At 55.0% G+C, this 25,806-nt stretch carries 34 protein-coding genes; 16 read left to right on the top strand and 18 right to left on the bottom strand.

Annotated features, from left to right (window positions below):
* Nucleotides 1-59 precede the first annotated feature (59 nt).
* The 7 genes from B3X29_RS03895 to B3X29_RS03865 form a co-directional block, all read right to left on the bottom strand.
* Nucleotides 60-278 (bottom strand): YgdI/YgdR family lipoprotein, encoded by a 219-nt coding sequence (locus tag B3X29_RS03895; protein WP_103178994.1) that lies wholly within the window; start codon nt 276-278, stop codon nt 60-62.
* 191 nt (nt 279-469) lie between these two features.
* The gene (locus tag B3X29_RS03890) at nt 470-1,429 is read right to left on the bottom strand and encodes a glycyl-radical enzyme activating protein (protein WP_159339176.1); all 960 of its coding nucleotides are present in this window, start codon (nt 1,427-1,429) and stop codon (nt 470-472) included.
* Complete coding sequence (cutC, locus tag B3X29_RS03885; RefSeq protein ID WP_290503978.1) at nt 1,392-3,773, bottom strand: choline trimethylamine-lyase; 2,382 nt, start codon at nt 3,771-3,773, stop codon at nt 1,392-1,394. Before cutC ends, B3X29_RS03890 begins: the two co-directional genes overlap by 38 nt.
* A gap of 12 nt (nt 3,774-3,785) precedes the next feature.
* Nucleotides 3,786-4,109, bottom strand: a complete 324-nt coding sequence (locus tag B3X29_RS03880; protein WP_156654247.1) for a DMT family transporter — start codon at nt 4,107-4,109, stop codon at nt 3,786-3,788.
* A gap of 14 nt (nt 4,110-4,123) precedes the next feature.
* Nucleotides 4,124-4,462 carry a DMT family transporter gene (locus tag B3X29_RS03875; protein WP_103178998.1) on the bottom strand — a complete coding sequence of 113 codons (339 nt, stop codon included), beginning with the start codon at nt 4,460-4,462 and terminating at the stop codon, nt 4,124-4,126.
* A 121-nt stretch (nt 4,463-4,583) separates the two neighbouring features.
* On the bottom strand, nt 4,584-5,387 hold the full coding sequence (locus B3X29_RS03870; RefSeq protein ID WP_156654248.1) for a PhzF family phenazine biosynthesis protein: 804 nt from the start codon (nt 5,385-5,387) through the stop codon (nt 4,584-4,586).
* On the bottom strand, nt 5,377-6,045 hold the full coding sequence (locus B3X29_RS03865) for a helix-turn-helix transcriptional regulator (protein WP_290503975.1): 669 nt from the start codon (nt 6,043-6,045) through the stop codon (nt 5,377-5,379). Before B3X29_RS03865 ends, B3X29_RS03870 begins: the two co-directional genes overlap by 11 nt.
* A 216-nt stretch (nt 6,046-6,261) precedes the next feature.
* On the opposite strand from B3X29_RS03865, the gene B3X29_RS03860 reads away from it, so the two are divergent.
* The 3 genes from B3X29_RS03860 (at nt 6,262) to B3X29_RS03850 (ending at nt 8,084) form a co-directional block, all read left to right on the top strand.
* Nucleotides 6,262-6,618, top strand: coding sequence for a hypothetical protein (locus tag B3X29_RS03860; protein ID WP_159339173.1), 357 nt, complete (start codon nt 6,262-6,264; stop codon nt 6,616-6,618).
* A 104-nt stretch (nt 6,619-6,722) separates the two neighbouring features.
* On the top strand, nt 6,723-7,286 hold the full coding sequence (locus B3X29_RS03855; protein ID WP_231736603.1) for a YcxB family protein: 564 nt from the start codon (nt 6,723-6,725) through the stop codon (nt 7,284-7,286).
* A 3-nt stretch (nt 7,287-7,289) separates the two neighbouring features.
* Entirely contained in the window at nt 7,290-8,084 is a 795-nt protein-coding gene (locus tag B3X29_RS03850; protein WP_103823641.1) for an AraC family transcriptional regulator, read from the top strand.
* Here B3X29_RS03850 and leuA read toward each other — a convergent pair.
* Together leuA and B3X29_RS03840 are read right to left on the bottom strand one after the other, a co-directional pair.
* Entirely contained in the window at nt 8,036-9,712 is a 1,677-nt protein-coding gene (gene leuA / locus B3X29_RS03845; protein ID WP_103179003.1) for a 2-isopropylmalate synthase, read from the bottom strand. The two genes, B3X29_RS03850 and leuA, sit on opposite strands and share 49 nt — an antisense overlap.
* A 94-nt stretch (nt 9,713-9,806) precedes the next feature.
* Complete coding sequence (locus B3X29_RS03840; protein ID WP_103179004.1) at nt 9,807-10,688, bottom strand: LysR substrate-binding domain-containing protein; 882 nt, start codon at nt 10,686-10,688, stop codon at nt 9,807-9,809.
* Between the two features lie 100 nt (nt 10,689-10,788).
* Here B3X29_RS03840 and B3X29_RS03835 point away from each other — a divergent pair, with 100 nt between their 5' ends.
* The 7 genes from B3X29_RS03835 to B3X29_RS03805 all read left to right on the top strand — a co-directional run bounded on the left by B3X29_RS03835 (nt 10,789) and on the right by B3X29_RS03805 (nt 14,169).
* Nucleotides 10,789-11,091: a carboxymuconolactone decarboxylase family protein gene (locus B3X29_RS03835; RefSeq protein WP_103179005.1), complete on the top strand. Its 303-nt coding sequence runs from the start codon at nt 10,789-10,791 to the stop codon at nt 11,089-11,091.
* Between the two features lie 4 nt (nt 11,092-11,095).
* Nucleotides 11,096-11,485: a tautomerase family protein gene (locus tag B3X29_RS03830; protein ID WP_159339172.1), complete on the top strand. Its 390-nt coding sequence runs from the start codon at nt 11,096-11,098 to the stop codon at nt 11,483-11,485.
* Nucleotides 11,482-11,988 carry a DUF4865 family protein gene (locus B3X29_RS03825; RefSeq protein ID WP_290503970.1) on the top strand — a complete coding sequence of 169 codons (507 nt, stop codon included), beginning with the start codon at nt 11,482-11,484 and terminating at the stop codon, nt 11,986-11,988. Before B3X29_RS03830 ends, B3X29_RS03825 begins: the two co-directional genes overlap by 4 nt.
* A gap of 226 nt (nt 11,989-12,214) precedes the next feature.
* Nucleotides 12,215-12,775 carry a type IV secretion protein Rhs gene (locus tag B3X29_RS03820; RefSeq protein ID WP_159339330.1) on the top strand — a complete coding sequence of 187 codons (561 nt, stop codon included), beginning with the start codon at nt 12,215-12,217 and terminating at the stop codon, nt 12,773-12,775.
* Nucleotides 12,772-13,158: a putative T6SS immunity periplasmic lipoprotein gene (locus tag B3X29_RS03815; protein WP_159339170.1), complete on the top strand. Its 387-nt coding sequence runs from the start codon at nt 12,772-12,774 to the stop codon at nt 13,156-13,158. The genes B3X29_RS03820 and B3X29_RS03815 overlap by 4 nt, the downstream gene beginning before the upstream one ends.
* 44 nt (nt 13,159-13,202) lie before the next feature.
* On the top strand, nt 13,203-13,592 hold the full coding sequence (locus B3X29_RS03810) for a hypothetical protein (protein WP_159339169.1): 390 nt from the start codon (nt 13,203-13,205) through the stop codon (nt 13,590-13,592).
* A gap of 76 nt (nt 13,593-13,668) precedes the next feature.
* The gene (locus tag B3X29_RS03805; protein ID WP_159339168.1) at nt 13,669-14,169 is read left to right on the top strand and encodes an Hcp family type VI secretion system effector; all 501 of its coding nucleotides are present in this window, start codon (nt 13,669-13,671) and stop codon (nt 14,167-14,169) included.
* Between the two features lie 247 nt (nt 14,170-14,416).
* Here B3X29_RS03805 and B3X29_RS03800 read toward each other — a convergent pair whose 3' ends face one another.
* Nucleotides 14,417-15,349, bottom strand: a complete 933-nt coding sequence (locus tag B3X29_RS03800) for an alpha/beta fold hydrolase (RefSeq protein WP_159339167.1) — start codon at nt 15,347-15,349, stop codon at nt 14,417-14,419.
* Nucleotides 15,350-15,441: 92 nt separating this feature from the next.
* Between B3X29_RS03800 and B3X29_RS03795 the strand changes: the two genes are divergently transcribed.
* The 3 genes from B3X29_RS03795 to B3X29_RS03785 all read left to right on the top strand — a co-directional run bounded on the left by B3X29_RS03795 (nt 15,442) and on the right by B3X29_RS03785 (nt 17,647).
* Nucleotides 15,442-16,017, top strand: coding sequence for a CGNR zinc finger domain-containing protein (locus tag B3X29_RS03795; RefSeq protein ID WP_103179010.1), 576 nt, complete (start codon nt 15,442-15,444; stop codon nt 16,015-16,017).
* A gap of 56 nt (nt 16,018-16,073) precedes the next feature.
* Nucleotides 16,074-16,640: a TetR/AcrR family transcriptional regulator gene (locus B3X29_RS03790; RefSeq protein ID WP_159339166.1), complete on the top strand. Its 567-nt coding sequence runs from the start codon at nt 16,074-16,076 to the stop codon at nt 16,638-16,640.
* Between the two features lie 530 nt (nt 16,641-17,170).
* Entirely contained in the window at nt 17,171-17,647 is a 477-nt protein-coding gene (locus B3X29_RS03785) for a DUF1348 family protein (protein WP_159339165.1), read from the top strand.
* 65 nt (nt 17,648-17,712) lie between these two features.
* Here the strand turns inward: B3X29_RS03785 and B3X29_RS03780 are convergent, their stop codons facing one another.
* Nucleotides 17,713-18,162 (bottom strand): winged helix-turn-helix transcriptional regulator, encoded by a 450-nt coding sequence (locus B3X29_RS03780; RefSeq protein ID WP_159339164.1) that lies wholly within the window; start codon nt 18,160-18,162, stop codon nt 17,713-17,715.
* Between the two features lie 145 nt (nt 18,163-18,307).
* Between B3X29_RS03780 and agp the strand changes: the two genes are divergently transcribed.
* A complete protein-coding gene (gene agp, locus B3X29_RS03775) occupies nt 18,308-19,549 on the top strand; it encodes a bifunctional glucose-1-phosphatase/inositol phosphatase (RefSeq protein ID WP_156654254.1) in 1,242 nt (413 codons plus the stop codon).
* Between the two features lie 144 nt (nt 19,550-19,693).
* Here agp and B3X29_RS03770 read toward each other — a convergent pair whose 3' ends face one another.
* Nucleotides 19,694-19,921 carry a YccJ family protein gene (locus B3X29_RS03770; RefSeq protein ID WP_103179015.1) on the bottom strand — a complete coding sequence of 76 codons (228 nt, stop codon included), beginning with the start codon at nt 19,919-19,921 and terminating at the stop codon, nt 19,694-19,696.
* 20 nt (nt 19,922-19,941) lie between these two features.
* Nucleotides 19,942-20,538 (bottom strand): NAD(P)H:quinone oxidoreductase, encoded by a 597-nt coding sequence (gene wrbA / locus B3X29_RS03765; protein ID WP_103179016.1) that lies wholly within the window; start codon nt 20,536-20,538, stop codon nt 19,942-19,944.
* Between the two features lie 394 nt (nt 20,539-20,932).
* On the opposite strand from wrbA, the gene B3X29_RS03760 reads away from it, so the two are divergent.
* The gene (locus B3X29_RS03760) at nt 20,933-21,109 is read left to right on the top strand and encodes a general stress protein (protein ID WP_032617468.1); all 177 of its coding nucleotides are present in this window, start codon (nt 20,933-20,935) and stop codon (nt 21,107-21,109) included.
* Between the two features lie 140 nt (nt 21,110-21,249).
* Nucleotides 21,250-22,167, top strand: a complete 918-nt coding sequence (locus B3X29_RS03755) for a DMT family transporter (protein WP_103179017.1) — start codon at nt 21,250-21,252, stop codon at nt 22,165-22,167.
* Here B3X29_RS03755 and rutG read toward each other — a convergent pair.
* The 5 genes from rutG to rutC are packed head-to-tail and all read right to left on the bottom strand — an operon-like array spanning nt 22,158 to nt 25,798.
* Nucleotides 22,158-23,483 (bottom strand): pyrimidine utilization transport protein G, encoded by a 1,326-nt coding sequence (rutG, locus tag B3X29_RS03750; RefSeq protein ID WP_156654255.1) that lies wholly within the window; start codon nt 23,481-23,483, stop codon nt 22,158-22,160. The genes B3X29_RS03755 and rutG overlap by 10 nt on opposite strands.
* A 20-nt stretch (nt 23,484-23,503) precedes the next feature.
* Complete coding sequence (rutF, locus tag B3X29_RS03745; RefSeq protein WP_103823656.1) at nt 23,504-23,995, bottom strand: NADH-dependent FMN reductase RutF; 492 nt, start codon at nt 23,993-23,995, stop codon at nt 23,504-23,506.
* A 9-nt stretch (nt 23,996-24,004) separates the two neighbouring features.
* Nucleotides 24,005-24,595, bottom strand: coding sequence for a malonic semialdehyde reductase (locus B3X29_RS03740; protein WP_103179020.1), 591 nt, complete (start codon nt 24,593-24,595; stop codon nt 24,005-24,007).
* On the bottom strand, nt 24,592-25,404 hold the full coding sequence (gene rutD, locus B3X29_RS03735; RefSeq protein ID WP_103179021.1) for a pyrimidine utilization protein D: 813 nt from the start codon (nt 25,402-25,404) through the stop codon (nt 24,592-24,594). Before rutD ends, B3X29_RS03740 begins: the two co-directional genes overlap by 4 nt.
* 7 nt (nt 25,405-25,411) lie before the next feature.
* Nucleotides 25,412-25,798 (bottom strand): pyrimidine utilization protein C, encoded by a 387-nt coding sequence (gene rutC, locus B3X29_RS03730; protein ID WP_103823659.1) that lies wholly within the window; start codon nt 25,796-25,798, stop codon nt 25,412-25,414.
* Between the last annotated feature and the right edge of the window lie 8 nt (nt 25,799-25,806).

Genomic DNA, 25,806 nt, shown 5'->3' with positions numbered 1-25,806 from the left:
CCTGAACGAGCATGTAAGCAGGGCAGAGTTTCCGGCGATCCTCTGCCCGCTGTGCTACGTTATTTCTCTATCATCTGGATAATCTGATCCCGGTTGATCGCATGTTCATTTCCCGCGATATCTTCATAAGTAATGAGGCCATTATCATCATCAACTTCGGGTTTGCCGTGAGTAATAATCATCTCACCATTTTTCTTCTGTAAAACATAATCGCTTGAACATCCGGCGACGGTGAGGCTCAATAGCACCAGGCTAATGACAGCCACAACTTTCTTCATTACAACTCCTTATTTACTCAAGCCTGTCACAGGCACAATGATGCCGCACGCTAGTTAAATTGCGTCAGAAGCAGTGCAGCATAAATCACGAACATGAAAAAGAGCGTACCGATAACGACGCGGCGTTCGAGAACCAAACTATTTTTTTCAGAACTCTTCTCTGGTTTATTTAACATGATTACCTCTTTTCGTTAGCCCACCATTACCCCTGAAACCCTTACCGGTAGGTTATATTTGTGGGTATGTTGTAAGAAGTTTTCTACTTGTGCAGCAGAGTCGTTCCATTCGTAGGCCTTATTAAGTAAGGCATATCTCCCGGTGCCAAAACGATGGTAGGGAAGTAATTCGATAAATTTGAACGCAGGGCGGTGCCAGGTCAGGGAATGTATCAGCATGAACAATTTTTCAGCCTGTTCGGGGCTATCGTTAAAGTCTGGAATAACGGGGATACGGATAACGATCTGTCGATCTCCCTGCAATAATCTTTCAAGGTTACGCAGGATGATCGTATTACTCACCCCGGTATAGCGTTTATGCTGCTCGTCATCGGCGCTTTTCAGGTCAAAGAGAATCAGATCGCAAACCGATGCGATCTGTTTAACGGCGCGCCACGGGGCGTATCCGGCGGTTTCAATTGCCGTGTGAATATCCTCTGCGCTAATTTTTTGCATGAGTTGTCTGGCAAACTCGGGCTGAGTGCACACTTCACCCCCGCTGAGGGTGATGCCGCCCCCGGATTGACGAAACCAGGTTTCATCCGCCATGACGCGGTTAAAAACGGCCTCTGAGGTCAGTTTTTCCCCTGTCACATTAAGTGCACCAGCCGGGCAGCACTCTTCGCATCGCCTGCAACCCTGACACTGACGCGAGCGATCAAGCGTGTGCACACCGTCCACCCAACGATGTACGCCGGCCGGGCAGTGCAGGGCACATTTTCCACAGTGAAGGCAGCGCTCAGCATGCCAGAAGATCTCGCAGCCAGGGTTGAGCCCTTCCGGGTTGGCGCACCAGCGGCAGCGCATCTGGCAGCCTTTCAGAAACACAACGCTGCGAATACCCGGTCCGTCATGCAGCGAAAACCGCTGAATATGTGTTATCCAGCCGGATGCCGGCTCAGAAGCGACGTTGAGTGGTTCGGCTGATGATCTCATCCTGCACCTCTTTACTTAATTCAACGAAAAAGGCGCTGTATCCTGCGACACGGATCATCAGGTTGCGGTACTCCGCCGGGTTTTGCTGCGCCTTCAGCAGCGTTTCATCATCCAGGTAGCTGAACTGCAACTGCGCGTTTCCCAGGATACTGGCTGTCCGCAGCAGATGGATAAGGCTGTTTTGCCCTTCCGGCGTTTCCAGCATGCCGTACATAAGCTTGATGTTATGGACCATGCCGATATCCATCTCTTCAACATTGATTCGGCTGACCGAGTTGATGATCGCGGTGGGGCCCAGATAATCCGTCTGCTGGGCAGGGCTTATTCCATCCGCCAGCGGCTTGCCCGCAAGGCGACCGGATGGAAGGGCGCCGGTTATTAGCCCGAACGGCGTATTGTTCGAGATGGAGAGCGTGCCGAATGCAAAAGGTGCATACAGCATCCGATACTGATGATGCTCCTTTTCCAGAAAGTGAACGCTTTCACGGGCCATCTCATCCACGTCGGCAATGTCGTTACCGTATTTCGGCACCCGCAGGCATGCAGTAAGGAGCGCCTCATAATCGACAAAATTATGGTCGAGCGCGTCAACAATCTGTTGCAGCGTGAAGCGGGAGGTTTCAAATACCAGCCTCCTGATGACCATCAGAGAGTTCACGAAGTCGGCAAGCCCCGTCCAGATAAGACCCGGCCCCGCATTCAGAAACGCGCCGCCCTGGGTGACATCCTTCGCGGTGGCCATACAACCCTCGATGAGGCTCGACATCAGCGGTTTTCTGGCATGATCCGCATGCAGTTTTTGTACGATGAGCGTGACCTGCGCGGCCTTTCTGACCATAGCGGATAACTGGGCCATAACCGCACGTTTGACATCTTCATAGCAGTGGAACTGCGACACCTCGCCGGTGCGGGGGCCTGTCTGCTTCCCGGCGCGCGAGCGGCCGTTATGCAGCGCCATCTCGATCGCTGCGGTGAAGGTGGTATAACCCACGGAGGTCCACTGGTACATTTTCCCCGCTTTCTGTGGCTCGACGCAGCCCATCAGACAGTAGTCCCGGCCATCTTCATAGCTGAACCCTTTATGCAGCATCATGCGAATATGCGCATCATCGAAATGGCACGCCGGAAACCCCATTCCGCCGCGCACCACATCCACCACCTTGCGCATAAAGGACTGCGGCGACTGATTGTGAATTCGCACGGCCAGGCCCGGTTGATAAATTTTTAATCGCGCGGAGCAGTCCATAATGAGCAGCGTGAGCGGATTGGTGGCATCGCCGCCTTCACGCTTCTGTCCGCCGACCACGAGGTTGATAAAGGGCTGATACCCGGCGAAGTACATTGCCGTCGATTCGCTGCAAATCCACAGGGTTTCCGCCATCTTAATCAGCCAGCAGCAAAGCAGCTCTTCAGCCTGGGCATGCGTTAAGGTCCCGTCCCTGAGATCGCGCTCCAGCAACGGCCAGAGATATTGATCGACGCGGCCAAGGGAGATACCGGTCTGATTCTCTTCCAGCATAAACAGCGAATGCACGAACCAGATAGCCTGCAGGGCATCGTAAAAATGTTGCGGAGGATGTTCAGGGACACGCTCGCAAATCGTGGCAATCTGCAGCAGTTCTTCCCGGCGAAGGGGGCGGGTCTCGGCCCCGGCCAGCTGGCGCAGATAACGCGCATAGCGCCGGGTGTAAGCCATCACGCCGTCACAGGCGTGCTGCACGGCGGTATAAAAATTAAACGCCTCGATGCCGTCGGAGGTGGCGGGATCGAGGGCGGCCAGGTGCGCGGCCGCCTCATCCCGTATTCCCTTTATCCCTTTGGTCAGCAGAATATTGTCGTAGCCCGGGCAAGCGTCACCGCCGCCGTTTTGGGTTTTAATCGTGACGTCGCATATCGCATCGTCATGACACCACTCCCACAGCCCGACGGTTTTTAGCTGCGTCTCCGCCATCTCATCCAGAGAGCGGCCTTGCCAGTAAGGAAATACCTCTTCCCGCAGGAGACGTTTCGTCTCGTCGTCAATCTGGTAAGGATCCTGGGCCCGGAAAGGGAGGTTATCCAGCTCGTCGGCCACCCAGCGCCAGTTTATTTCCGGCGAAACTTCACCCCCGCGCGCGCCGCCCGCAGGGTGGCTGACGATAAGCTCGTTTTCGGCGACATATAAAGGCGCGTTCTCGCAGGCATGACGAAACGCTAACGCCCTGAGCAGAATATTATCCATTCCCGGATTGGCCTGATAAACCCGGGTGACGCTGACAGCCCGATGGGCAGAAATAAAGGGCTTCGCCTGTAAAAAGGCGTCGCGCAGCCGTTCCACACGCGATGGAAGGGGTTTGCTATTCATACTGTCGATCCTTTAAAACGCAATCACGATGAGTCCGGCGACGATGCAGCCGATCCCCACCTTTTCCAGGGCGCTGCTGCGCAGTTGATAAAAGATGCTGCTCAGGAGTGAAATCATCACAATGCCGGTTCCTGACCAGGCCGCATAGGCGACAACCGGTGAAATCCAGCCCATCAGCATCGACAGGGCAAAAAAGGCTGTCGCGTAACAGATCAGGCAGAGAACCGTTATCAGCGTATTTTTGAATGTATTGGTTTGCGGCAGCATTAAGGTGGCAATCACTTCTATTGAGACGGAAATAAAAAGCCAGAAAAAGCCAAATAATATATTAACCATTTAAAACCACACTGTTATCTTTTTTGTTTGATAGCAAGATTGAGAATTAATGTGCCAATAATAACCATGCACACACCTATCCACGAATCCTGTGTCAGGGTGAAATCAAAGTAACGGGTTTGTATAAAGGTAATACTAATGATCCCGACCGCAGACCAGATAGCATAGGCCACACCTATATGAATCCTCCTCAGGGCGAGAGATAAAAAATAGTAGCTAACGCCATAACAGATAATGGCCAGTACGCCAGCGGAGATAATTTTAAAACTGTCAGAAAGCGATAATAATGTTGTCGCGACGATTTCAATGGATACGGCAGCAATAAGCGCAGTAACGCACCTGGTTAAAGTCATTGGATTATCCTTGGTTATAAGTCACCAATAGTGTTTGGTTCAGGTAACAGGATGCCGGGCAGAATTTAATCCGCTTATTCTATTCTCGGTGAATTAAATGAATACTTTTAAATAGCTCTGTTTAAATAATAAATATCCCCTCAAGGACCAGACAGGCCTCGCCCGTCAGCGTCACGCGGCCCGTATCGTTAATATGGCAGATCAACTCTCCTTTACGGCTGCCGCCCTGTTGTGCATGGAGCGTTTTTTTCGCCAGCTTATCGCTCCACAGCGGGGCCAGAAAGGTATGCGCCGAGCCGGTAACGGGATCTTCATTGACGCCCACCTGGGGCCCAAACCAGCGGGAGCGAAAATCAAACTGACGAGAAGGCGCCGTCACGACCACGCCGCGGGTGTTGAATTTCGCCAGGGCGGTGAAATCTGGCGTTAAGCCGTCGAGTTGCGCTTCGTCATCCATGACCACGATCAGATCGGAGGCCTGCCAGATTTCAGTCGCCCCGGCAACGATGCCAAGTGCTGACAAAAGCCCGTCCGGGGCCGCAATCCTGCGGGGGGTGACGAGGGGAAAATCCATCGTGAATTTTCCATTATCCGAGGTAACGGTCAGCTCACCGCTGCGGGTGGAAAAACGAACCGTCTTGCCCGACTCTTCATGGCGCAGAAGCACACTGGCTGCGGCAAGCGTCGCATGACCGCAAAGGTCGACTTCAACGGCAGGGGTAAACCAGCGAAGGGCGTAATCGTGGCCCTGCTTAACAACAAACGCCGTTTCGGAGAGATTATTCTCGCTGGCTATACGCTGTAACAGCGCATCCTCCGGCCACGCTTCCAGCAGACAAACCGCTGCGGGATTACCCGTAAACGGCCCCTGAGAGAAAGCATCCACCTGGTAAAAAGGAATGCGTTGCGGATAACTATTTTTCATTCATCACCTCAAGATCGTTATAAACCGTATAACGTGTCACACCCAGCGCCTGGGCCGCATGTTGCACGCCCCCCCTCATTTTAAAAATGCCTTTATCGCGCATCTCCGCAACGATTTTAAGGCGTTGCGTTTTCTGAATTTTCTTTCCGGTAACGGTATGTTTTTCAATAATTTCCTGAATTGATTGCTCAACAAGGCCACCCAGGTTGAGAGCGGCTGCATCCGTTTCGGCAGGCGCGGTGGCCATGATGATGTCGAGACTTTTGCGAATGTGTTCATACGGCGAGGTGTCGACATTAATGCAGAAAGCCATCAGCGGATGGCCGTCATCGCTGTAGTAGATGGTGGAGGCGCTGTTGAGGATCTTCTCCGAGGCGGTCACGGTTTTATAATCTTTAACCGTCAAGGACTTACGTCCCTCGTTTTTACCGAGCAACAGGGCAAATCCCTTATCTTTCTCGGGGCCAGATAACAGGTGGTCGCCTTTACGTCTGCCGCTGACATGCCCGTTAATGATTTTGACAATCGAGCATTCGGGCGTGGTGAGATTGTGTAAAACGGCTTCCTGATTGGCGGAGAGCGTACCCGCCAGCGCCTCCATGGCGGCTTCCAGTGGCCCGGAAATTAGCTCAATCTGTTCTGCATATTCTGACTTCATCATTTTTCCTTCGTCTGGGTCATTGTCAGGGCCACGAGTTTACCATTTGCCACCCGAACCTTCGCCTCTGTAGGGGAGAATGGGCTGGCAGTCTTAAATTATAGTCATAATGTTTAATTATCAACAAAAAGTTGATTTATGGTTTTTGCAGGGGTAAATTCACCGCCACTGATGGCGGGCTTCCTTCCCGGGAGCCTCTGAAAAGTGGGAACTAGTATGAAAATCATTGGACTGATAGCGTTAGCGGGTATCCTGACGGCGTGCAGTGTTATCCATCCCTTTGGTGATGCGACGGTGTATCAGGTCTATTCGGTCTCTTCTCACCCGGGGCTGGTGGGGCGCTACCACTGTATGCGGGATGCCTTGTCGGCAGAGGGCTATGGCGTTGAGGTGATTTATCCTGAGGCGGATAACCCTAACTTTTTTGATATCAGCAAAGCGCAGCAGCGGATCGCTCAGGTAGATATGTACCATGTGCGCGGGTCAGAAGAGATCAATATCACGCTCATTGCCGGGGCAAAAACAGATCTCCGTACCCTGGATGACATCATGCAACCCTGTGTAAGAGGGTAATAAGCTGAGGGAAACGCTAATAATGATGGGGCAATATGTTAGGATAAATAATCAGGCGCGAATAAGAGAGAGGGAGAGGCATGATAAGAAAAAACAGGATCGTTGTGGAATATTCATTATCAGCACTGGAACGTACTAAAGCGGGCAAGCTCATCAACGATCATAAAAAAGAACACCTCAAACCTTACGGTTCTCTTTTTCTCATTCATAAGGCTGCGGTCTCTGTTTTAGCGGTGGCGGCCTTATTTAATTTTATCACCCTGTTGCAGTTAAGCCTGCAAACTGCCCCCGACGGTGATTTTCTCGCCAGAGCAAAAATGTTCAGTATCGCGCTGCTCGTGCTGTTTGGCGTCGGGTTGGCGCTGTTCAAACTCTATGATGTAGTTATGAATAAGGTCATGCAAAAGCAGCAGCAGGCTGAGCAGGAAGACGAGGAGACTTTACAGAAAGTGAAGCTCAACCGCTTCTTTATTGAAAATATCACTAACACCGCCAGCGTTAAAATCTATTGGGAAAAAGTGAAGGAAAGCTACAGAAAAGGGGGTTTTATTTTTATCCATATGCGGAGTGATAATTGTGTGGTGATACCCGAGAGAGTATTTGCCTCAGCAAACGAAGCCGCGGACGTGTTTGACTTTATCAACGCGCAGATAGCGCAAAATAGATAATCGATGACAACCCAACAGCAGTTCAGCTTTGCCACCCGCCCGCTGGTGCCTTTTGCCCATGATTACACCCATGGTGAAACGGAGCCCTGGCACAGCCATACCTGCGCCCAGCTTCTGCATACCCTCAGCGGAGTGGTGCGGGTAGAGACCGGGCAGGGGATCTGGATTGTACCGCCGGGGCGAGGCGTCTGGCTGCCTGCCGGGACGCAGCACCGGCTGCTGATCACCGGTGACGTGGCGGCCCGGACGCTCTTTATCGATCCCTTCGCCCGGGCGGATTTACCCTCAGTCTGCCAGGTTGTGCAAATCTCCACCCTGCTGCGCGAGCTGATCGTCGCCTCGCTGCAACTGCCGGAAAGCTACGCCGCGGGCAGCCGGGCGGAGCGCATTTACGAGCTGATCCTCGATGAAATCAGGGGGATCGGCGTGCTGCCGTTTAACCTGCCGGAACCCCAGGCCCCCGCGCTGCTGGCCCTGTGCCGCCAGATCCAGGCCGAGCCGGGAACAAAATGGACGACGGCGCTGGCAGCAAAAACGCTCAATATTAGTGAACGCACCCTGCTGCGGCACTTTCGCCAGCAGACCGGGCTGGCCTTCAGCGAATGGTTGCGCCGGGCGCGGCTGATGGAGGCGCTGAACCGCCTCGCGCAGGGGCAATCGGTGCTACGGGTGGCGCTGGACCTCGGTTATGAGAGTCACAGCGCCTTTAGCGCCATGTTCCGCCGCACGCTCGGCGTGGCGCCGAGCGACTACTTCCCGCCCGAGGCGCTCTCCGGCAACGCATTCAGCAAAGCCTGAAGCGACGCCCGGGAAACATCGTTGTCGATGCCCGTTCCCCAGCGGCTGGCTCCCTGCTTAAAGCTGCAGCGGATATAGGCCGCCGAGCGGCTTTCGCTGCACCTGCCGAGGGTATGCTCGTGATAATCCTCAATGGCGAAGGCCAGATGAAAACTGGCTTTTATCGCGCTGGCGGCGGCAGAGAGCAGGCCGTTGCCGTTCCCCTCCAGGATCACAATCCCGTCGACGGTCTGGACGCGGGCCCACAGCAGCAGCCCGCCGTCGGCCTGGCTTTCGGTTCGGTAATCCAGCAGCTGCCGTGGGGCGTGCTGATGCGGCCCATACAGCTCGCGATAAAGCTGCCACAACGCACTTAGCGTCATCTCGGTACCTTCCCGATCGGTGTGCGCCTGAACGTGGCGGCTAAAGTCCTGTTGCAGGGCCCGGGGCAGCGCCAGGCCATGATTTTGCTCCAGCATCCACGCCGCGCCGCTTTTGCCGGACTGACTGTTAACGCGGATCACCGCCTCATAGCTACAGCCGATATCTTCCGGATCCACCGGGAGATAGGGCATCTCCCAGCGCGGGGAAAGGGACTGTTCCCGGGCGTGAAACCCTTTTTTAATGGCATCCTGATGCGAGCCAGAGAAGGCGGTAAAGGCCAGCTTACCGGCGTAAGGATGGCGGGGATGCACCGGCAGCTGGTTGCACTGTTCCACAAGTTCCACCACCTGCTTCATATCGCTGAAATCGAGCTGCGGCGAAATCCCCTGGCTGTAGAGATTCATCGCCAGGGTCACCAGACAGACGTTCCCGGTGCGCTCCCCGTTACCGAACAGGCAACCTTCCACCCGGTCGGCACCCGCCAGCAGGGCGAGCTCGGCGCTGGCAACGCCGCTGCCGCGATCGTTATGGGGATGGACGCTGATGCAGACCTCGCTCCGACGGGAGAAGTGGCGGCAGAAATACTCGATCTGATCGGCATAGACGTTGGGGGTGTTGACCTCCACCGTGGCAGGCAGGTTGACGATCATGGGCCGTTCGGCAGAGGGTTCCCAGACATCCGCCACCGCCTCGCAGATGTGCAGGGCAAACTCCGGTTCGGTAAAGCAGAAGGTTTCCGGCGAATACTCATAGGTCCAGCGCGTCTGCGGGTTGGTCTCGCACAGCGCACGTATCTGCCGCGTGGCGCTGACCGCCAGCTGGACAATCTCCTCCTGGCTCTGGCGAAAGACCAGCTGGCGGAACAGCGGCGCAGTGGCGTTATAGAGATGCACCGTGGCGCGTTTTGCCCCGTCGAGGGAAGCGAAGGTGCGCTCAATCAGATCGCTGCGGGCCTGGGTAAGCACCTGAATGGTGACATCATCCGGGATGCGCTGCTCCTCAATCAGCTGGCGGACAAACTGGAAGTCCGTTTCGGAGGCGGAGGGGAACGCCACCTCAATCTCCTTGAAGCCGCATTTGATCAACTGCTCCCAGAAGCGCAGCTTGCGGGGGATATCCATCGGTTCGGCCAGCGCCTGGTTGCCGTCGCGCAGGTCGGTTGAGAGCCAGCGCGGGGCGTGGGTCAGCCTCTTATCAGGCCACTGACGGTCGGGTAACGAAATGGGGGCATAGGCCACGTACTTTTGCGAAGGGTTGCGCAACATAGGGGTTCTCCAGGTGATGTTCTGTTTTTATCCTGGCGAAGAACGGAGCAGGGTACTGGCGCAAAACTGACAACCTGTGGCGAGGATCCGCCATTTATTTCACTCCGAGCAGAGCCTGCTCCATCAGTTGCGCCAGCAGGGCCTGCGCCCGTGGTTCTGCCTCGCTGCCGTGCTGTTCGAGGGTGATCCCCAGCCTGCCCGGCGTGGGCAGCACGCTTCCCGCCGCCCGCAGGCTGGCAGGCATCCCGATCCGGGTCCGCAGCGTCACGCCGAGCCCGGCCTGCACCGCCGCCCAGATCCCGCTCAGGCTGTGGCTGACAAAGACCACCCGCCAGGGGATGCCCGCCCGGTTCAGGCAGTCGATGGCGTGGGTGCGCATCAGGCAGGGGGTGTCGAACATCACCAGCGGCAGGGGCTCGCCCCGGGCAAGCAGGGAACGGATCTCCATCTCCGGAGGCTGGATCCACACCATCTGGCTCTGGCCGATCGACCGTCCCTTGCGTGGCTCGCTCTCGTTCTGCCACAGCAGCACCATATCCAGGGCGTGATCGTCAAAGGCATTGAGCAGCGCCCGGTTGCGATCCACTCTGGCAACGATCCGCACTCCCGGATGGTGGCGTCTGAATTCGCCCAGAATGCCCGGCATCAGCGACTCACCAAAATCCTCCTGCATGCCGATGCGGATCTCCGCCTGCAGCAGCTCGCCTTTCAGCGCAAACTGCACCTCGTCATTCAGCGCCAGCATGCGGCGGGCGTAGCTCATGACGATCTCTCCGTTGCGGGTCAGCGTCAGGCCACGGCCCTTTTTCATCACCAGCTCTGCACCGCACTGCTGCTCCAGCTTTTTGAGCTGGGCGCTCACCGCCGAGGTGGAGCGGCAGAGATGGGTGGCGGCCAGGGCAAAGCTGCCGCACTCAATGCCGGTGACAAAACTGCGCAGCGCATCGAGGTCGAGCGTCGGAGGGAGCTTGTTCATAAATGTCCTGAAATACGGGATGATGGTGCAAATATAATTTGATTTTCAGGATGAAACTATGGGGCCAGAATCGCCTTACTGTCAATGCGGAGAGAACATCATGGCCACATCCCTTACTTCTGAAACCCTGAGCCGCGTCGCGCCGAAACTGGCCGAGCTGAGCAAGGAGGTGCTGTTCAATGACATCTGGAAACGCGACGCGCTCTCCCCGCGGGATCGCAGCCTCATCACCCTGGGCGCGCTGACGGCGCTGGGGCGGGTACAGCAACTGCCCTGGCATATCGACTTTGCCCAGCAAAACGGCCTGACCCGGGAGGAAATTACCGAAGTGTTCACCCACTTGGCGTTCTACGCCGGCTGGCCTGCGGCGGTCTCCGCCCTCGGCTGCCTGGAAGAGGAGTAACCCGATGCCCTTTACACGTGTCTCCCTGCGGCCGGGGTACAGCGACGCGCAGATAGCGCAGATCTCCAACCTCCTCCAGCAGAGCCTGGAGGCAGAATTCGCGGTTCCGCCGGGGGACCGCTTCCAGATTTTTGAGGAGCTCCCGGCCACGCGGCACCTGTTCGATCGCCACTATAAAAGCGGCGGGCGCAGCGACAAATTTATTCAGTTTCATATTCTGGCGGGCAAGCCCCGCACCGCTGCGCAAAAGCAAAATCTCTGCCGCCGGCTGTGTGAAGAGCTGCACAGGACGCTGGCTATTCACCCGGATGACGTCATGGTGATGATCCAGTTCAATACCGCCGAAGAGTGGAGCTTTAGTCGGGGAAGGATGCTGTCTGAGGAGGGGTTATGATCGTTATGCAATATCGCTTCACGCTGCCAGCCGACTACGATATGACCATTATTGAACGGCGTATTGCGGAGCATGGCGCGAAGCTGAACGGCTTTCCCGGCCTGCTGTTTAAGGCATTCCTTGTTGCCAGACGCGATGCCGCTTTTAGCGTGGAAAACCGCTATGCGCCGCTCTACGTCTGGGAGAGTGCCGCCGGGATGACGCAGTTTTTACAGAGCCCCGGTTTTCGCAGGCTGACGCGGGATTTTGGCTGGCCGCAGATCGACACCTGGCTGGCGCTGCGCCTGCCGGCTGTGGCAGAGGTGAAAAGTGCCGCCTGGCTATCGATTGCCCGCGAGACGATCCCCGCGCACAGCGACCTGTCGGCACTGCAACTGCATGCCCCGCTTTGCGGGTGGGATGTCAGCCGCTGGCAACTGTTGCAGGTAAATTTTGGCGAGACGCCGCAGGAGGGGAAGGAGAATTATCGGGTTGCGTATGTGGCGAATAAAGTGATGCTTTGATGACTCGCGCATTCTGGTTCTTTAATTTATCTTATTACCTGCCCGGTTAACCGGGCACATCTTTATACATTGTAATAAGTCTTGAATATATAATAGCAGTGATGATTCATATTAAAAATATATTTATGAATATTTTCTGAGTTTGAAGGTAACGCCTGGGTTATCCCGAAATTAAAAGTCCACGTGATATACATTTTTGGCCTGGATATCATCTTTGGGGCATAAAATGTATTATCCGAATTCTGTCGACTGGCCAAAAACTGAAGAGGGCGGGCTAAGAAGGTTGAGACTGGGTGAGATCAATTTAGCCAGTACGCTTTACGGTTTCAGTATTCATTATCATAAAGTATGGATCCATCGTGAGAGTTACCTTCCGTTCAATCTGCAAAATCCCGGCCAGGCTATGGCTCCGAATGGGGAAATGTGGTTTCGTTCCGAAAAATATGAGGATGATTTTTCTATGCCAGTCAAGGAAGAAACGCCAGTCGCCCAACATCTTTTCCTGCACGAAATGATGCACGTCTGGCAGCATCAACGCGGTATGTGGGTACGGATGCGCGGCGCGTTTTCATGGATAGCGGATTATAGCTACAGTTTCGATAAGACAAATCTGCTTGATTATGGGCTTGAACAGCAAGCTTCTATTGTCAGCGATTACTGGTTATTGAAGCACTATGGATTTCAGAACAACGAACATTTGCATGACTACAAAGATTATGACCCCTCTGAACCCTTCCTGGCGTTGATGAGAAAATATGAAAAGGTGTTAGAGAGTTTCCCGGGATGAAAAATTTACTGTTGATTGCTTTGATTCTTATACTTACAGGTTGTCCCGGTAAAGGAAAAGAGGGCGCACAATATGGTGAAAGAAGAGCTATTCATATTGAGAGCAATCGCGTCTGCTTTACGCTGAATGAAAATGATGTGCTGGACAGTTATAGTTTGTCGCCCAACCACGATGCATTTAATAAGTTGCTTCGTAACTATTCCACACACTTGAAATACCCTGACACCTGCTTTAATGTGAATTTTGAAAAGGCTGTGGTATATGGGACACGCTATACGCTTAACCAAAAAATGTATTATTACACTTTCCTTATTGATAAGGATGGTCAGATCATAGATTTAGGCGACAGCGCTGTGTGTCCTTATCCGACTAATGCGTCTTAATTCTCATCCATGCGAGCAGAGAAGAATTGAAGGACTTATCAGGAATGACGAAAACCCTATTATTTATTCTGATTGTGTTTATGACCGGATGCGTCAGTAAAGATAACAAAGCCCCACGATATGGAAAAATGGGAAGTGTCTTTATCGATGGGGATCGTGTCTGCTTCACCATTAATAATAAGCAGGTGCTCAGTAACTATGAGTTTACAGCTGTAGGTAGAAAACTGAAAATATTACTAAGTGGTCGCTCAACGCATCTTTCCTATCCAGAAAGTTGTTTTATGGCCCCTTTGGAAAAGGGAGTGATCTACAGAGCAATTTATACGCTGGATAATGAAGACTATTATGATATCTTTATCAAAGATAATAACGGTCGCGTGATATATTTATGGACCTACACCGATTGCCCTTATATGAGTCTTGTTCCCTGGTAATGAACGATCCAGCCTATGTGGAATGCGGTGCCTACATCACCATCTTTATAACTTGATATATCAGGAGAGCGTAACCATGTCCTTACCCGCCTATCTGTTTCTTTATGATGAAAATGGAATGTTATTAAACGGCGGCAGTCTGGCGCTGGGTCGCGAAGGCGCGGTGGAGGTCATGAGCAGCAGCTATGGCGTCAGCCAGCCGGTCGATCCGCACACCGGAAGATTGGGCGGGACGCGGCAGCATGCCCCTTATGTTCTCCATAAGCAAGTCAACAAATTATCACCTTATCTCGCCAATTGTGTTTGTGAAGGTCGTCGGCTGCAAAAAGCCGAAATCAAATATTACGAAGTTAATGATGCTGGTTTCGAGCGGGAAATCTACCGGGTCACCATGGAAGGGGTGGTTATTATGTCGGTTAATGCTAACCATACCTATATTCCGGGGTCGAACAGTCATAATATGATTGAAACCCTCAGCTTACGTTATCAAAGTATCGAATGGTTTTACCTGGATGGCGTGATTAAATACACTGACGCCTGGTCTAAGCCCGTCACGCAGCAACAGGCCGGTTATTAAGCCTGGCTTTTTACTCTGTAATGAAGCATAAATATCGGCATGATTTCTACAAGAAGAAAGTATATAACTCAGGTTTTTGATATGCGTGGTAAGCCCATTATCATAAGCACGTCCGCTTTGGTTACAAGCGGACGTGGCGAAAGCAAGCCGGGGAATTTAACCAGAAAGGCGAATATCATTTCAATGATATATGCGCGACATAATAGCGTTAATGACACAAAATCGTGTTCTCTGGCAATAAAGTGTTTTACCTGACGTTTACATCGCCAATCGGTAAAGAGGTCTGGCGGATGTGGCGGTCAAGGAAGTCCCGAATATCAGACCCTATCTCTCTGGCGTGCGTTTCAAGGGCAAAGTGGCCCGTGTCGTAGAAGCGGATTTCCGCGTCTGGCAGATCGCGTTTCCAGGCTTCAGCGCCCGCCGCCATGAAAAAGGGATCGTGTTTACCCCACACGGCCAATAACGGGGGCTGATGCTGACGAAAATAGTGCTGAAACAGAGGATACATCTTCACGTTTGAGGCGTAATCCAGTAACAGGTCAAGCTGAATCTCGGCATTACCAGGCCGTAATACCTGCATTCCTTCAAGGGAATAACCATCGGGTGAAACCAGGCTTTGATCGGCAACACCTTCCAGATATTGCCATTTGATTGAAGCCGGGGTCGGAAACTCACGCAGCGCATGCCGGTTTTCAGGCGTGGGCTCGCGCCAGTATCTCTGAATGGGTTCCCAGGCCTCGCCCAGGCCCTCTTCGTAGGCATTGCCATTCTGGGAAATAAGCGCTGTCACACGCTCCGGATGGGCTAATGCCAGCCGCCATCCGACAGGGGCACCGTAGTCATGAACCATCAGCGCATAGCGGTTGAGATTAAGTGCTTCGGTAAACCGGTCAATGGTTTCCGCGAGCTGGTCAAAGGTATAAGCGTATTCACCGCGCGCTGGCGCCTCGGTAAAACCGAAGGCCGGCAAATCTGGCGCGATTAAGTGATAACGATCCGCCAGCTGGGCAAAAAGATCCCGAAACATAAATGATGAGCCTGCGAAGCCGTGAAGTAACAACAATACAGGCGATGCCGGATCGCCGGCCTCACGGTAGAAAACGTTAACATCACCTGCCTGTTTATAGCGGTAATGCACCGGCGTAGCGGGAGCAGATAAATCCGTAGTGGAAGAGATCATGATAAGCCTCATGTAACCTTTAAAGTGGTTATTTGAAGGTTACATGTAAATCTGGTAACCTGTCAAAATGATTTTATGAGTTACGGAGCGGTATGGAATTTAAACCACCTTCTTCTCAGCCCCTCTTCCTGGCTGACAACCTTGCGCTGGATTTTATTAACAGTGAATACGGGACAGGGGATGAACGGCACGACTGTTTTGAAGACGATACCCGCGTCATCGACTGGCTGGTGATAGCGGGGCTTGTGCCGAAAGGTACTAAGGCACCTGATGGGCTCGTGGCGGAAGCCCGGCAGCTGCGCGATGCCGCCAGGGCAGTCGTGCATGCCGCGATGAAGTCCGTTGCGGCTGACCTGACGGTGATTAACCACGTACTCCAGGCGGGGCGTCCTGAGACGACTCTGCAGTGGGACAAAGAGACGCAGCGATACCGGATTACTGTTCGGCCGGAGGTGCTCAGCCCCGCAGGCCTGCTCTGGCCTGTTGCGGATGCGTTGGTGAAACTCATCGCTGACGATAAGTTTGAATACGTGCGGCAATGTGAAGCGCATAACTGTATTTTGCTGTTTCATGATTTGAGTAAATCCCATCGCCGCCGCTGGTGCAGTATGGCGACGTGCGGCAATCGCATGAAGGTAGCGGCATTCCGGAACAGGAAAAATTCGTAGCGATTCTGGACGAAAAGAGAATTGACTGAGGAGAACGATCGTTCTACCATTACTCTATGAACAAAAATATGACTGACACACGAGAAAAAATCCTCGCGTCCGCTGAAGAACTCATTTACCAGAACGGCATCCATGCCACCGGTATGGACCTTCTGGTGAAGACCTCAGGTGTGGCCCGGAAAAGCATCTATCGCTATTTCGCGAACAAAGACGAAGTGGCGGCTGCCGCGCTGAACGCGCGGGATGTCCGCTGGATGGAGTGGTTCAGGAGCGAGTGCGACAAAGGGGACACGCCGCAGGAACGTATCCTGAATATGTTCACCGTGCTTAAAGGCTGGTTTGAGTCGGAAGGATATCGCGGGTGTGCATTCATCAATACCGCCGGGGAAGTGGGGGACAGTGCCGATCCCATCCGCCAGATTGCCAGGCTGCATAAACAGAAAATACTGGATTACGCTCTTGAGCTAACCGGGCAACTGAATATTGAGCACGCTTCAGCCCTGGCAAGGCAATTGCTGTTATTGATTGAAGGCGCTATAACCGTATCACGCGTCATGGGCGAATACAGCGCCGCCGATGATGCAAAAGATATTGCTCAATTGTTACTGAAACAGGTCTCGTAAAAGAGACCTGAACTCACAGGGAAACAGACACTGAAACAGAAATAATTCATCCTCATACCTTTCACACTTATATTCTGTTTTTATGAACAGAATATGAAATTTCATAAAATATCTCCTCCCTTGTCGGATATTAATTCCCGACGCTATTCCCTGCCGCCTTTTTTCTATTCTGACCGGGTGCGATTTTCGTACCTCAAAGGCCATAAAATTAAGATGCTATAATCATATCCTATTGTATGTAAAAGTATTTTGTCGGCTTGCTTGTAAGGGGACGGTAAAATAATTATATCGATAATGACATTTTTTATTTTTTTTAATCATTTTAAAGACTCGCGCTTGACGAGGTAGAACGATCGTTCTACCATGAATGCATGGACAACAAGAACCCTCTGGTAAATGGATATTGGCGCGACGGCATTTTGCAAAACCGCTATGAATGAAAAGGACGTTAAATAACAGGGGAATTAGTCTATATGTCTATATCGAAAAGGCGTTTTAACCCTCTCTGCCAATTTACAGGAGTCTTAACCATGTCTGATGCACAAATTCGTTCGCCACTGCCTCCGTTTACGCTTGAATCAGCCATTGAAAAAGTCAGGCTTGCTGAAGATGGCTGGAATAGCCGCGACGCTGAAAAAGTCGCGCTGGCCTATTCTCTGGATACCAAATGGCGTAATCGCGCAGAATTTGCGAATAATCGCGAAGAAGCCAAAGGCTTCCTTGAGCGCAAATGGAAAAAAGAACTTGAGTATCGCCTGATTAAAGAATTATGGGCATTTGGCGGCAACCGCATTGCCGTCCGTTACGCTTATGAATGGCGCGATGATTCCGGTAACTGGTTCCGCTCTTATGGAAATGAGAACTGGGAATTTGGCGAAGATGGCCTGATGCAGCGCCGTTTCGCCTGTATCAACGATATGCCTATCAAGGAAAGCGAACGTAAATTCCACTGGCCGCTGGGGCGTCGTCCTGACGATCATCCGGGGTTATCGGAACTGGGTCTTTAACGTCCCGATTGATTCCGCAATGCCCGACGACTCTCCTGTCGGGCATTTGTGTTGTTTCTCTCACGTTATTTCGTCTGCGGATACTTCGCCACCACCTCACCTGGCTCCAGCTCCCGCCCATCGCTCGCCACCATCGTGAGCTTGCGTAGCGGCTGGCGATCCCGCGCGTCCACCAGCACCGTACCGGTATCCCCCTCGGCAAACAGGTGTTCATTTCCCCACTGGGAGAGCGCCAGCAGCACGGTTTGCAGCTCGCGGCCTTTTGCGGTCAGCACATACTCCTGCCAGGCGCTGCCGTCGGAGGCGGGTTGCAGCGTCAGTATGCCTTCGTCCACCAGTAGCTTTAGCCGGGTCGCCAGCATGTTTTTGGCGATGCCGAGGCTTTTCTGAAACTCACCAAAACGCGTTATGCCGCTCAGGGCATCACGCACAATCAGCAGGGACCACCAGTCGCCGATAATATCCACCGAGCGGGCGACAGGGCAGGGGCTCTCTTCGAGGCGGGTACGTTTCACGGTCTCTCCTTATCAGCGGTAAGTTTAATTATAAAACCAATTACCCCGGCGCACAAAGCAAGCTGTCACTTTGCGGGCAGGCTCCAGGTAATTCGTCACAGATCTGTCACACTGTTAACGACAATAAACAGGTGAGGAATTAGGGATGAGAAAAGCACTAATCGCTGTCGCCGTGGCGGGCACCATCGGGCTCTCTGGCGGCGTTCAGGCGCAAACCGCGCCGGAAGGGTATCAGCTGGAACAGGTTCTGATCATGAGCCGTCATAACCTGCGTGCGCCGCTGGCCAATAACGGCAGCGTGCTGGAACAGTCGACCCCGGAAAAATGGCCAGAGTGGGATGTGCCCGGCGGGCAGCTCACCACCAAAGGTGGGGTGCTGGAAGTCTACATGGGGCACTACATGCGTGAATGGCTGGCAGAGCAGGGGCTGGTGACCGCCGGGGAGTGTCCGGCAGCGAACAGCGTCTATGCCTATGCCAACAGTCTGCAACGCACGGTGGCGACCGCGCAGTTCTTCATTACCGGCGCGTTCCCGGGGTGCGATGTGCCGGTGCACCATCAGGAAAAGATGGGCACCATGGACCCGACCTTTAATCCGGTGATCACCGACAACTCCCCGGAATTCCGCGAAAAAGCGCTACAGGCGATGAACAAAGAACGTCAGGGGATGCAGCTTGACGAGAGCTACAAACTGCTGGAGCAGATGACCGACTACAAACAGTCTCCGTCCTGCAAAGAGAAACAGGTCTGCTCCCTGACGGACGCGAAAGACACCTACAGCGCCGAGTACCAGAAAGAGCCTGGGGTATCCGGTCCGCTCAAGGTGGGTAACTCGCTGGTTGACGCCTTCACGTTGCAGTATTACGAAGGCTTCCCGCTGGATCAGGTGGCGTGGGGCGAGATCAAAACCGACCAGCAGTGGCGGGTGCTCTCTCAGCTAAAAAATGGCTATCAGGATTCGCTTTTTACCTCGGCAGAGGTGGCGCGTAACGTGGCGAAACCGCTGGTGAAATACATCGATAACGCGCTGGTCACCGACCGGACGAAAGCGCCGAAAATCACCGTGCTGGTGGGGCATGACTCTAACATTGCCTCCCTGCTGAAGGCGCTGGATTTTAAACCCTATCAGCTGCACGGCCAGTATGAGCGCACACCCATTGGGGGCAAGATCGTCTTCCAGCGCTGGCACGACAAAACCGGCAATCGCGATCTGATGAAAATTGAGTATGTCTATCAGAGTACCGAGCAGCTGCGTAATGCCCAGGTGCTGACGTTAGAAGCCCCGGCCCAGCGCGTTACCCTGGAGCTGAACGGCTGTCCGGTGGATGCGAATGGATTCTGCCCGGTGGAGAGCTTTAATAAGGTATTGAATACCGCGGCGCAGTAAGTTCAGCCCCTCTCCCTGAAGGGGAGAGGGGCTGAAATGTCGGGTGGCGCTTCGCTTACCCGACCTACAAAATTCAACTCTGGTTCCGAATCCCGTAGGCCTGATAAGCGTAGCGCCATCAGGCGTTTTTTGTCCGCACGATTATCAGACGTTTTTACGCTCAATGGTCTGCTCGCCCCAGAACAGCGAGTCTTTGTCGGTTTTTTGGAAGGCTAACATCAGAACTTCATCATTACCTTCTTCCCAGATTTTCTCTGCCAGTTTTTCGTCATATTTTGCGACTTCAAAAATCGCCTCAGCGATCTCCGGTGACGTATTACGTAAACGCGCAAATTCCCCGACGCGATGTGCTTTAGCTTCTTGAGTTGGCATAGTAATCCTCCTGTTGAGAGTTAACCTTTCAGTTTAGCAGCCAGGCCGGCGACATATTCACCCTGATAGCGGGCAATGTTCAGTTCTGCTTCCGAAGGCTGACGTGAACCGTCGCCCCCGGCAATTGTTGTTGCGCCATAGGGCGTACCGCCACGGAGCTGCGAGAGATCAAACAGTTCCGGGGTGCCGTAGCCGATGGGCACAATCACCATCCCATGGTGCGCAAGGGTGGTCCAGGTTGAGGTGATGGTCTGCTCTTGTCCGCCACCGGTGCCGGTGGAGCTGAACACGCTGGCGACTTTGCCGAGTAACGCATTTTTGGCCCACAGTCCCCCGGTCTGGTCGAGGAAGGTGCGCATCTGGCCAGCCATATTGCCGAAGCGCGTTGGGGTACCAAAGATGATTGCGTCATAATCGCCCAGCTCCTGCGGCGAAGCTACCGGCGCCTCCTGCGCTTTACCGCCCGCTTTGGCAAAAGCTTCTGCCTGCATGGTTTCCGGTACGCGTTTGATCACCACCTCAACCCCCTCGATTTTCCTGGCGCCTTCCGCAACTGCATGAGCCATGGTTTCGATGTGTCCGTACATGGAATAGTAGAGCACCAGAATTTTCGTCATTTCGCTTCACTCCTCGCATGATTTTTTCGGTCAGCGGCATGCTGCCGTTATTTAAAGATATGACGTGACAGCGAGACTGCAAATCTGGACACCATTTATTTGATTTTAAACAACAAAGGATGGCGGGCTTTCTCCGTAGCAAAATGAAACATTTTCAGCAGAGCAAATTTTCGGAATGATAAGAAAGGCTTATGGTTTCGTTTCGGCAGGCTTCATACAAAAGGCTGATATCGTATTGCAGGATATTACGATTCGCTGGCTGAATGCGCCTGCTCCACTAAGCTTAAGTTCATGCGGCGCAGTTAAAGACTCTTTTTTAGCGTCGTCAGGTGGAAGAATTCGCTTTCGCTGAATGCAGAATTAAATCTTATGTTTTTAACTCTGGAGGTCCGACATGGCAAACCATCGTGGTGGGTCAGGTAATTTTGCAGAAGACCGTGAAAGAGCATCAGAAGCAGGACGTAAAGGTGGCCAGCAGAGCGGGGGTAATTTCAAAAATGACCCTCAGCGCGCATCCGAAGCTGGCAAAAAAGGGGGCAAAAATAGCCATGGCGGCAACAAGAGCAGTTAAGTTGTAGCCGTCTGAAGTAGGGGTCTTTTGACCTCTGGCACCCCCGCCGCCGGGATCCCCGGCGGTTTTTTTATGCCTGTTATTGAAGTGTTATCAAATTCCTTTCACACTAGCGGATTCACTTTTTGTGCTGGTGCCCCATGTCTCTCTCCCGTTATGCCTTTTCGATCAAACCGCAGGAAGCGATCCTGATCCTTATCACCATGTTCTGGGGTGGGACCTTTCTTGCCGTACAGTACGCCGTCACGCAGAGCGGCCCTTTCTTCTTTGTCGGCCTGCGTTTTGCCACGGCTGCGTTGGCGGTGGCACTCATTTCGCTCAAAACCCTGCGCGGCCTGACCCTGACCGAACTGAAAGCGGGGCTGGCGATCGGGGTGGCGATCGCGATGGGCTACAGCCTGCAAACCTGGGGATTACAAACTATTCCCAGCAGTAAATCGGCGTTTATTACCGCCATGTATGTCCCGCTGGTGCCGCTGTTGCAGTGGCTCTGCCTGCGCCGCATGCCGGGAATGATGTCCTGCATCGGCATAGTGCTGGCTTTTATCGGGCTGATCCTGCTGGCAGGGCCGGAAGATAACCTGCTGGCGCTCGGGCCTGGAGAGATGATCACCCTGGTGGGCGCGGTGGCGATTGCCGCCGAGATCATCCTCATCAGCGCCTGGGCCGGAAAGGTGGACGTCAAGCGCGTCACCGTCGTGCAGCTGGCGACCGCCTCGCTGGTGGCGTTTCTGACCATGATCCCGGCCGGGGAACCGGTTCCGCCGATGTCTGCAGGGCTGTGGATGGTGGCCCTTGGGCTGGGGATTTTCAGCGCCATTATTCAGGTGACCATGAATTGGGCCCAGCGCAGCGTCTCGCCCACCCGGGCGACGGTAATTTATACCGGGGAGCCGGTGTGGGCGGGAATCTTTGGCCGTCTGGCCGGGGAGCGCCTGCCGCTGCTCGCCCTGCTGGGGGGCGCCTTTATCATCGCGGGCGTGCTGGTGAGTGAGCTGAAGCTGAAAAGAAAAAAGAAGGCGCTGCCGGACGACAGCGCCACGCTGGATCAATCCTGAGTCGCCACTGTGCCCTGCGTCACCCCCGCCATCCGGCGGCTGAGCAGGGCGTTAAGGGCAATCGCGCCAAAGGTGGCCGTGCCGATCCCGCCCAGGGTGAAGCCGCCGAGCGAAAGGGCAAAATCCCCCGCGCCCAGCACCAGCGTTACGGCGACCATAATCAGGTTGCCATTCTGGCTGAGATCAACATGGTTCTGCACCCAGATCCGCGCCCCGGCCACCGCAATCAGGCCAAACACCACAATCGACGCACCGCCAATCACCGGCCCCGGGATGGTGTGGATTAAGGCACCGAATTTAGGTGAAAAGCCGAGCAGCACGGCAATCACCGCTGCCGCCACGAACACCAGCGTTGAGTAGACCTTGGTGACCGCCATCACGCCGATGTTCTCGGCATAGGTGGTCACGCCGCTGCCGCCCACCGAACCTGACAGCATGGTCGCCAGCCCGTCTCCCACAAATGCCCTCCCCATATAGGGGTCCATATTGCGTCCGGTCATGCCGGCCACCGCTTTCAAATGGCCGAGGTTTTCCGCCACCAGGATCACCGCCACCGGGGCGATCAGCATTATCGCCTGACCGTTAAAGGTGGGCGAGGTGAGCTGCGGAAGACCAAACCACGCCGCCTGGGCGACCTGGGTAAAATCCACCGGCTTGCCAAGACCAAACACGCTGGTCAGCAGGGCGTAGAGCAGGCAGGCGAAGATCAGCCCCACCAGGATCAGCAGCCGCTGGATCATCCCCCGGGTAAATACCGCCACCAGGCCGATGCAGAGCACCGTCATTACCGCCATCCAGCTGTCAAAGGCGGAGCCGGAAACCCCTTTGACGGCGATGGGTGCCAGGTTGAGGCCAATCGCCATCACCACTGCTCCGGTGACCACCGGTGGCATCAGCCGTTCGATCCAGCGGGTGCCCAGCTTCATCACCACCAGACCCACCGCGGTGTAGAGTGCCCCGCAGGCGATGATCCCGCCCAGCGCCACGCTCAGCTGAGGGTTTACCCCCTGGCCGGAAAAGCCGGTGGCGGCAATCACCACCCCGACAAAGGCGGCGCTGGAGCCGAGATAGCTTGGCACCCGTCCGCCGGTGATGAAAAAGAAGAGCAGGGTGCCAATGCCCGACATCAGAATCGACAGGTTAGGATCCAGCCCCATCAGAATGGGCATCAGCACCGTGGCGCCAAACATCGCCACCGCATGCTGCACCCCCATCACCGCGGTTTGCGCCAGCGGGAGACGTTCATCCGGCGCGACCACGCCGCTATCAGAGGAGGTCGATTTCAACTGCCAGTGAGGAAAACCGAATAGTGCCATCAGCTGCTCCTTAAGGAGGATTAACAGGCGGGTCGCATCAGCGCGTGGTAGCCGCGGTCAAACCACACCAGGCCCTGGGGCACCGGGTGGCGGGTTATTGCAACGATCTCGCAAAACAGAATGTCGTGGGTGCCGACGCTCACCACCTGGCTAATGCGGCAGTCGAACGAGGCCAGCGCCTCGTCGAGACGTGGGCAGCCGGTGGCACCCGTCTGCCAGCCTGCTGCGGCAAAGCGGTCGGCCATCGGGGTTTTGCCGCCAAACAGATTCGAGAGGGACTCCTGCCCGGCGCTCAGGGTGTTGACGCACAGGGTGCGGTTGTCGTTAAACACCGGCCACACCGAGGCGCTACGATTCAGGCACACCAGCAGCGTTGGCGGCGAGTCGGTCACGCTGCACACCGCGCTGGCGGTAAAGCCCGCCTGTCCGGCCGGGCCGTCGGTGGTGATGATATTGACCGCCGCGCCCAGACAGGCCATGGCATCACGAAACGTTTGTTTATCGATATTCATGGTGGCTCCTTATGCCAGCCCGCAGGCGTCTTCAAAACTCAGGCGGGGCAGTCGTCCGTAGAGTTTGCGGGTATCGCCGTAGCCGATGTTGATCAGCAGATTGCTTTTCAGATTGCTGCCGGTGAAGAAGGCCGCGTCCACCTTTTCGCGGTCAAAGCCGGACATCGGCCCGGTGTCCAGCCCCAGCGCCCGGCAGGCGACAATCAGATAGGCCGCCTGCATCGTGCTGTTGCGAAAGGCGGTCTCCTCGGCGAGCTGCGGGCTGGCGGTAAACCAGCTCCGGGCATCGCCGTGGGGGAACAGCTCCGGCAGTCGCTCGTAAAACTGGCTGTCCCAGGCAACGATAACCGTCACCGGGGCGGTGAGGGTCTTTTGCAGGTTGCCGCTGGAGAGGGCCGGGCGCAGCTTCTCTTTGCCTTCCGGGGTGCGGATAAAGACCATCCGCGCCGGAGAGCAGTTGGCGGAGGTGGGCCCCCATTTCATCAGGTCATAGATTTCGCGCAGCGTCTCGTCGCTGACCGGACGATCCAGCCAGCCGTTATGGGTCCGCGCCTCGGTAAACAGCGCATGCTGCGCCGTCGGGGTGATGGCTTCACTCATGGCAACTCCTTCAGTAAACGTTCGTGGCGGTGCAGCAGGCTGGCGAGCCCGTTTTGCAGCAGGGCGTTAAACGCCTCCGGCTCGGTCACGTTGCAGGCGTGCCCGCCCCGGGGCATCACGGTAAGCAGGCTGCCGGGCAGGGCGGCATGCAGCTCTGCCGAACAGACCGAGGGCACCAGCAGATCGTCGGCGGCGCAAAGTATCTGCACCGGGCAGTGAATGCGCGCCGTCTGGCGGCTGAAATCGGCCCGCTTCAGGGCATTGAGCCTGCGCAGCAGGGTGCTTTTGCCCTGGAAGTGGGCCAGGGCCAGCGCCTCTTCGGCCTCCATGCGCGGCTGGCGGGCCGCCATCCAGTCGGCGGGATAGAGAAAGAGCGGCTGGGCTTCCACCCACGCCTGCGCCCCTCCGGCATGCAGCAGCCGCTCGCGGATCTGGAAGCAGCGGCGGGTATGCGGATTCAGCGTCAGCCAGCCGTTAACGCATATCAGGGCACCGATCGCCTGCGGGTGATCCACTGCCAGCTGCAGGCCGATTAGCGCCCCCAGGGCATGGCCCACCACGCTGAACCGCGCGATCCCTGCGAGAGAGAGCGCCTGCCACAGCTCGTCGGCCATCGCTGCCAGGGTGTAATCTTCCGGCAACTCGCCGGGGTTATTGCCGGTGCCGCGCTGGTCGTAGCAGACCACCTGATACCCTTGCTCAAGGTCGGCGAGCTGGGGCAGCCAGTAGCTGCCGCTGCCCCCCAGTCCGGCGATCAGCACCACAACCGGCGCGTCCGCAAAGGGCGGCGGTGAAATGGAAAGATTCATGGCAACCTCACCGGCCAATGTGGGCGATAGTGGCGATCTCCACCAGCGCCTCGGGTTTCACCAGCCCGCACTGAATGCAGAAGCGCGCCGGTTTATCGCCGGGGAAAAATTCAGCGTAGATCTCGTTAATCGCGGCGTAGTTTTTCCAGTCGGTAATAAAGATGCTGTTGAAGGTCACATCCGCCATCGTCCCGCCTGCCGTTTCGATAACGCGCTGGATGGTCTGCAGCACGTGGCGGGTTTGCGCCTTTGGGTCATCGGGAAACACCACGTTGTTATCCGCGTCGAACGGCAGGGTGCCCGAGACGTAAACCACCCCGTCCGCCAGGGTGCCGGGGACGAAGGGGGCAATCGGCGTGCTGGTCCCCTGGGGGATAATCACAGATTTCGGCATAACGTAGC

This window comes from Leclercia sp. UBA5076 (assembly GCF_002416465.1).
Classification (GTDB): domain Bacteria; phylum Pseudomonadota; class Gammaproteobacteria; order Enterobacterales; family Enterobacteriaceae; genus Enterobacter.
The sequence above is the reverse complement of the archived record's forward strand: the minus strand, read 5'-3'. Positions and strand labels throughout refer to the sequence as shown.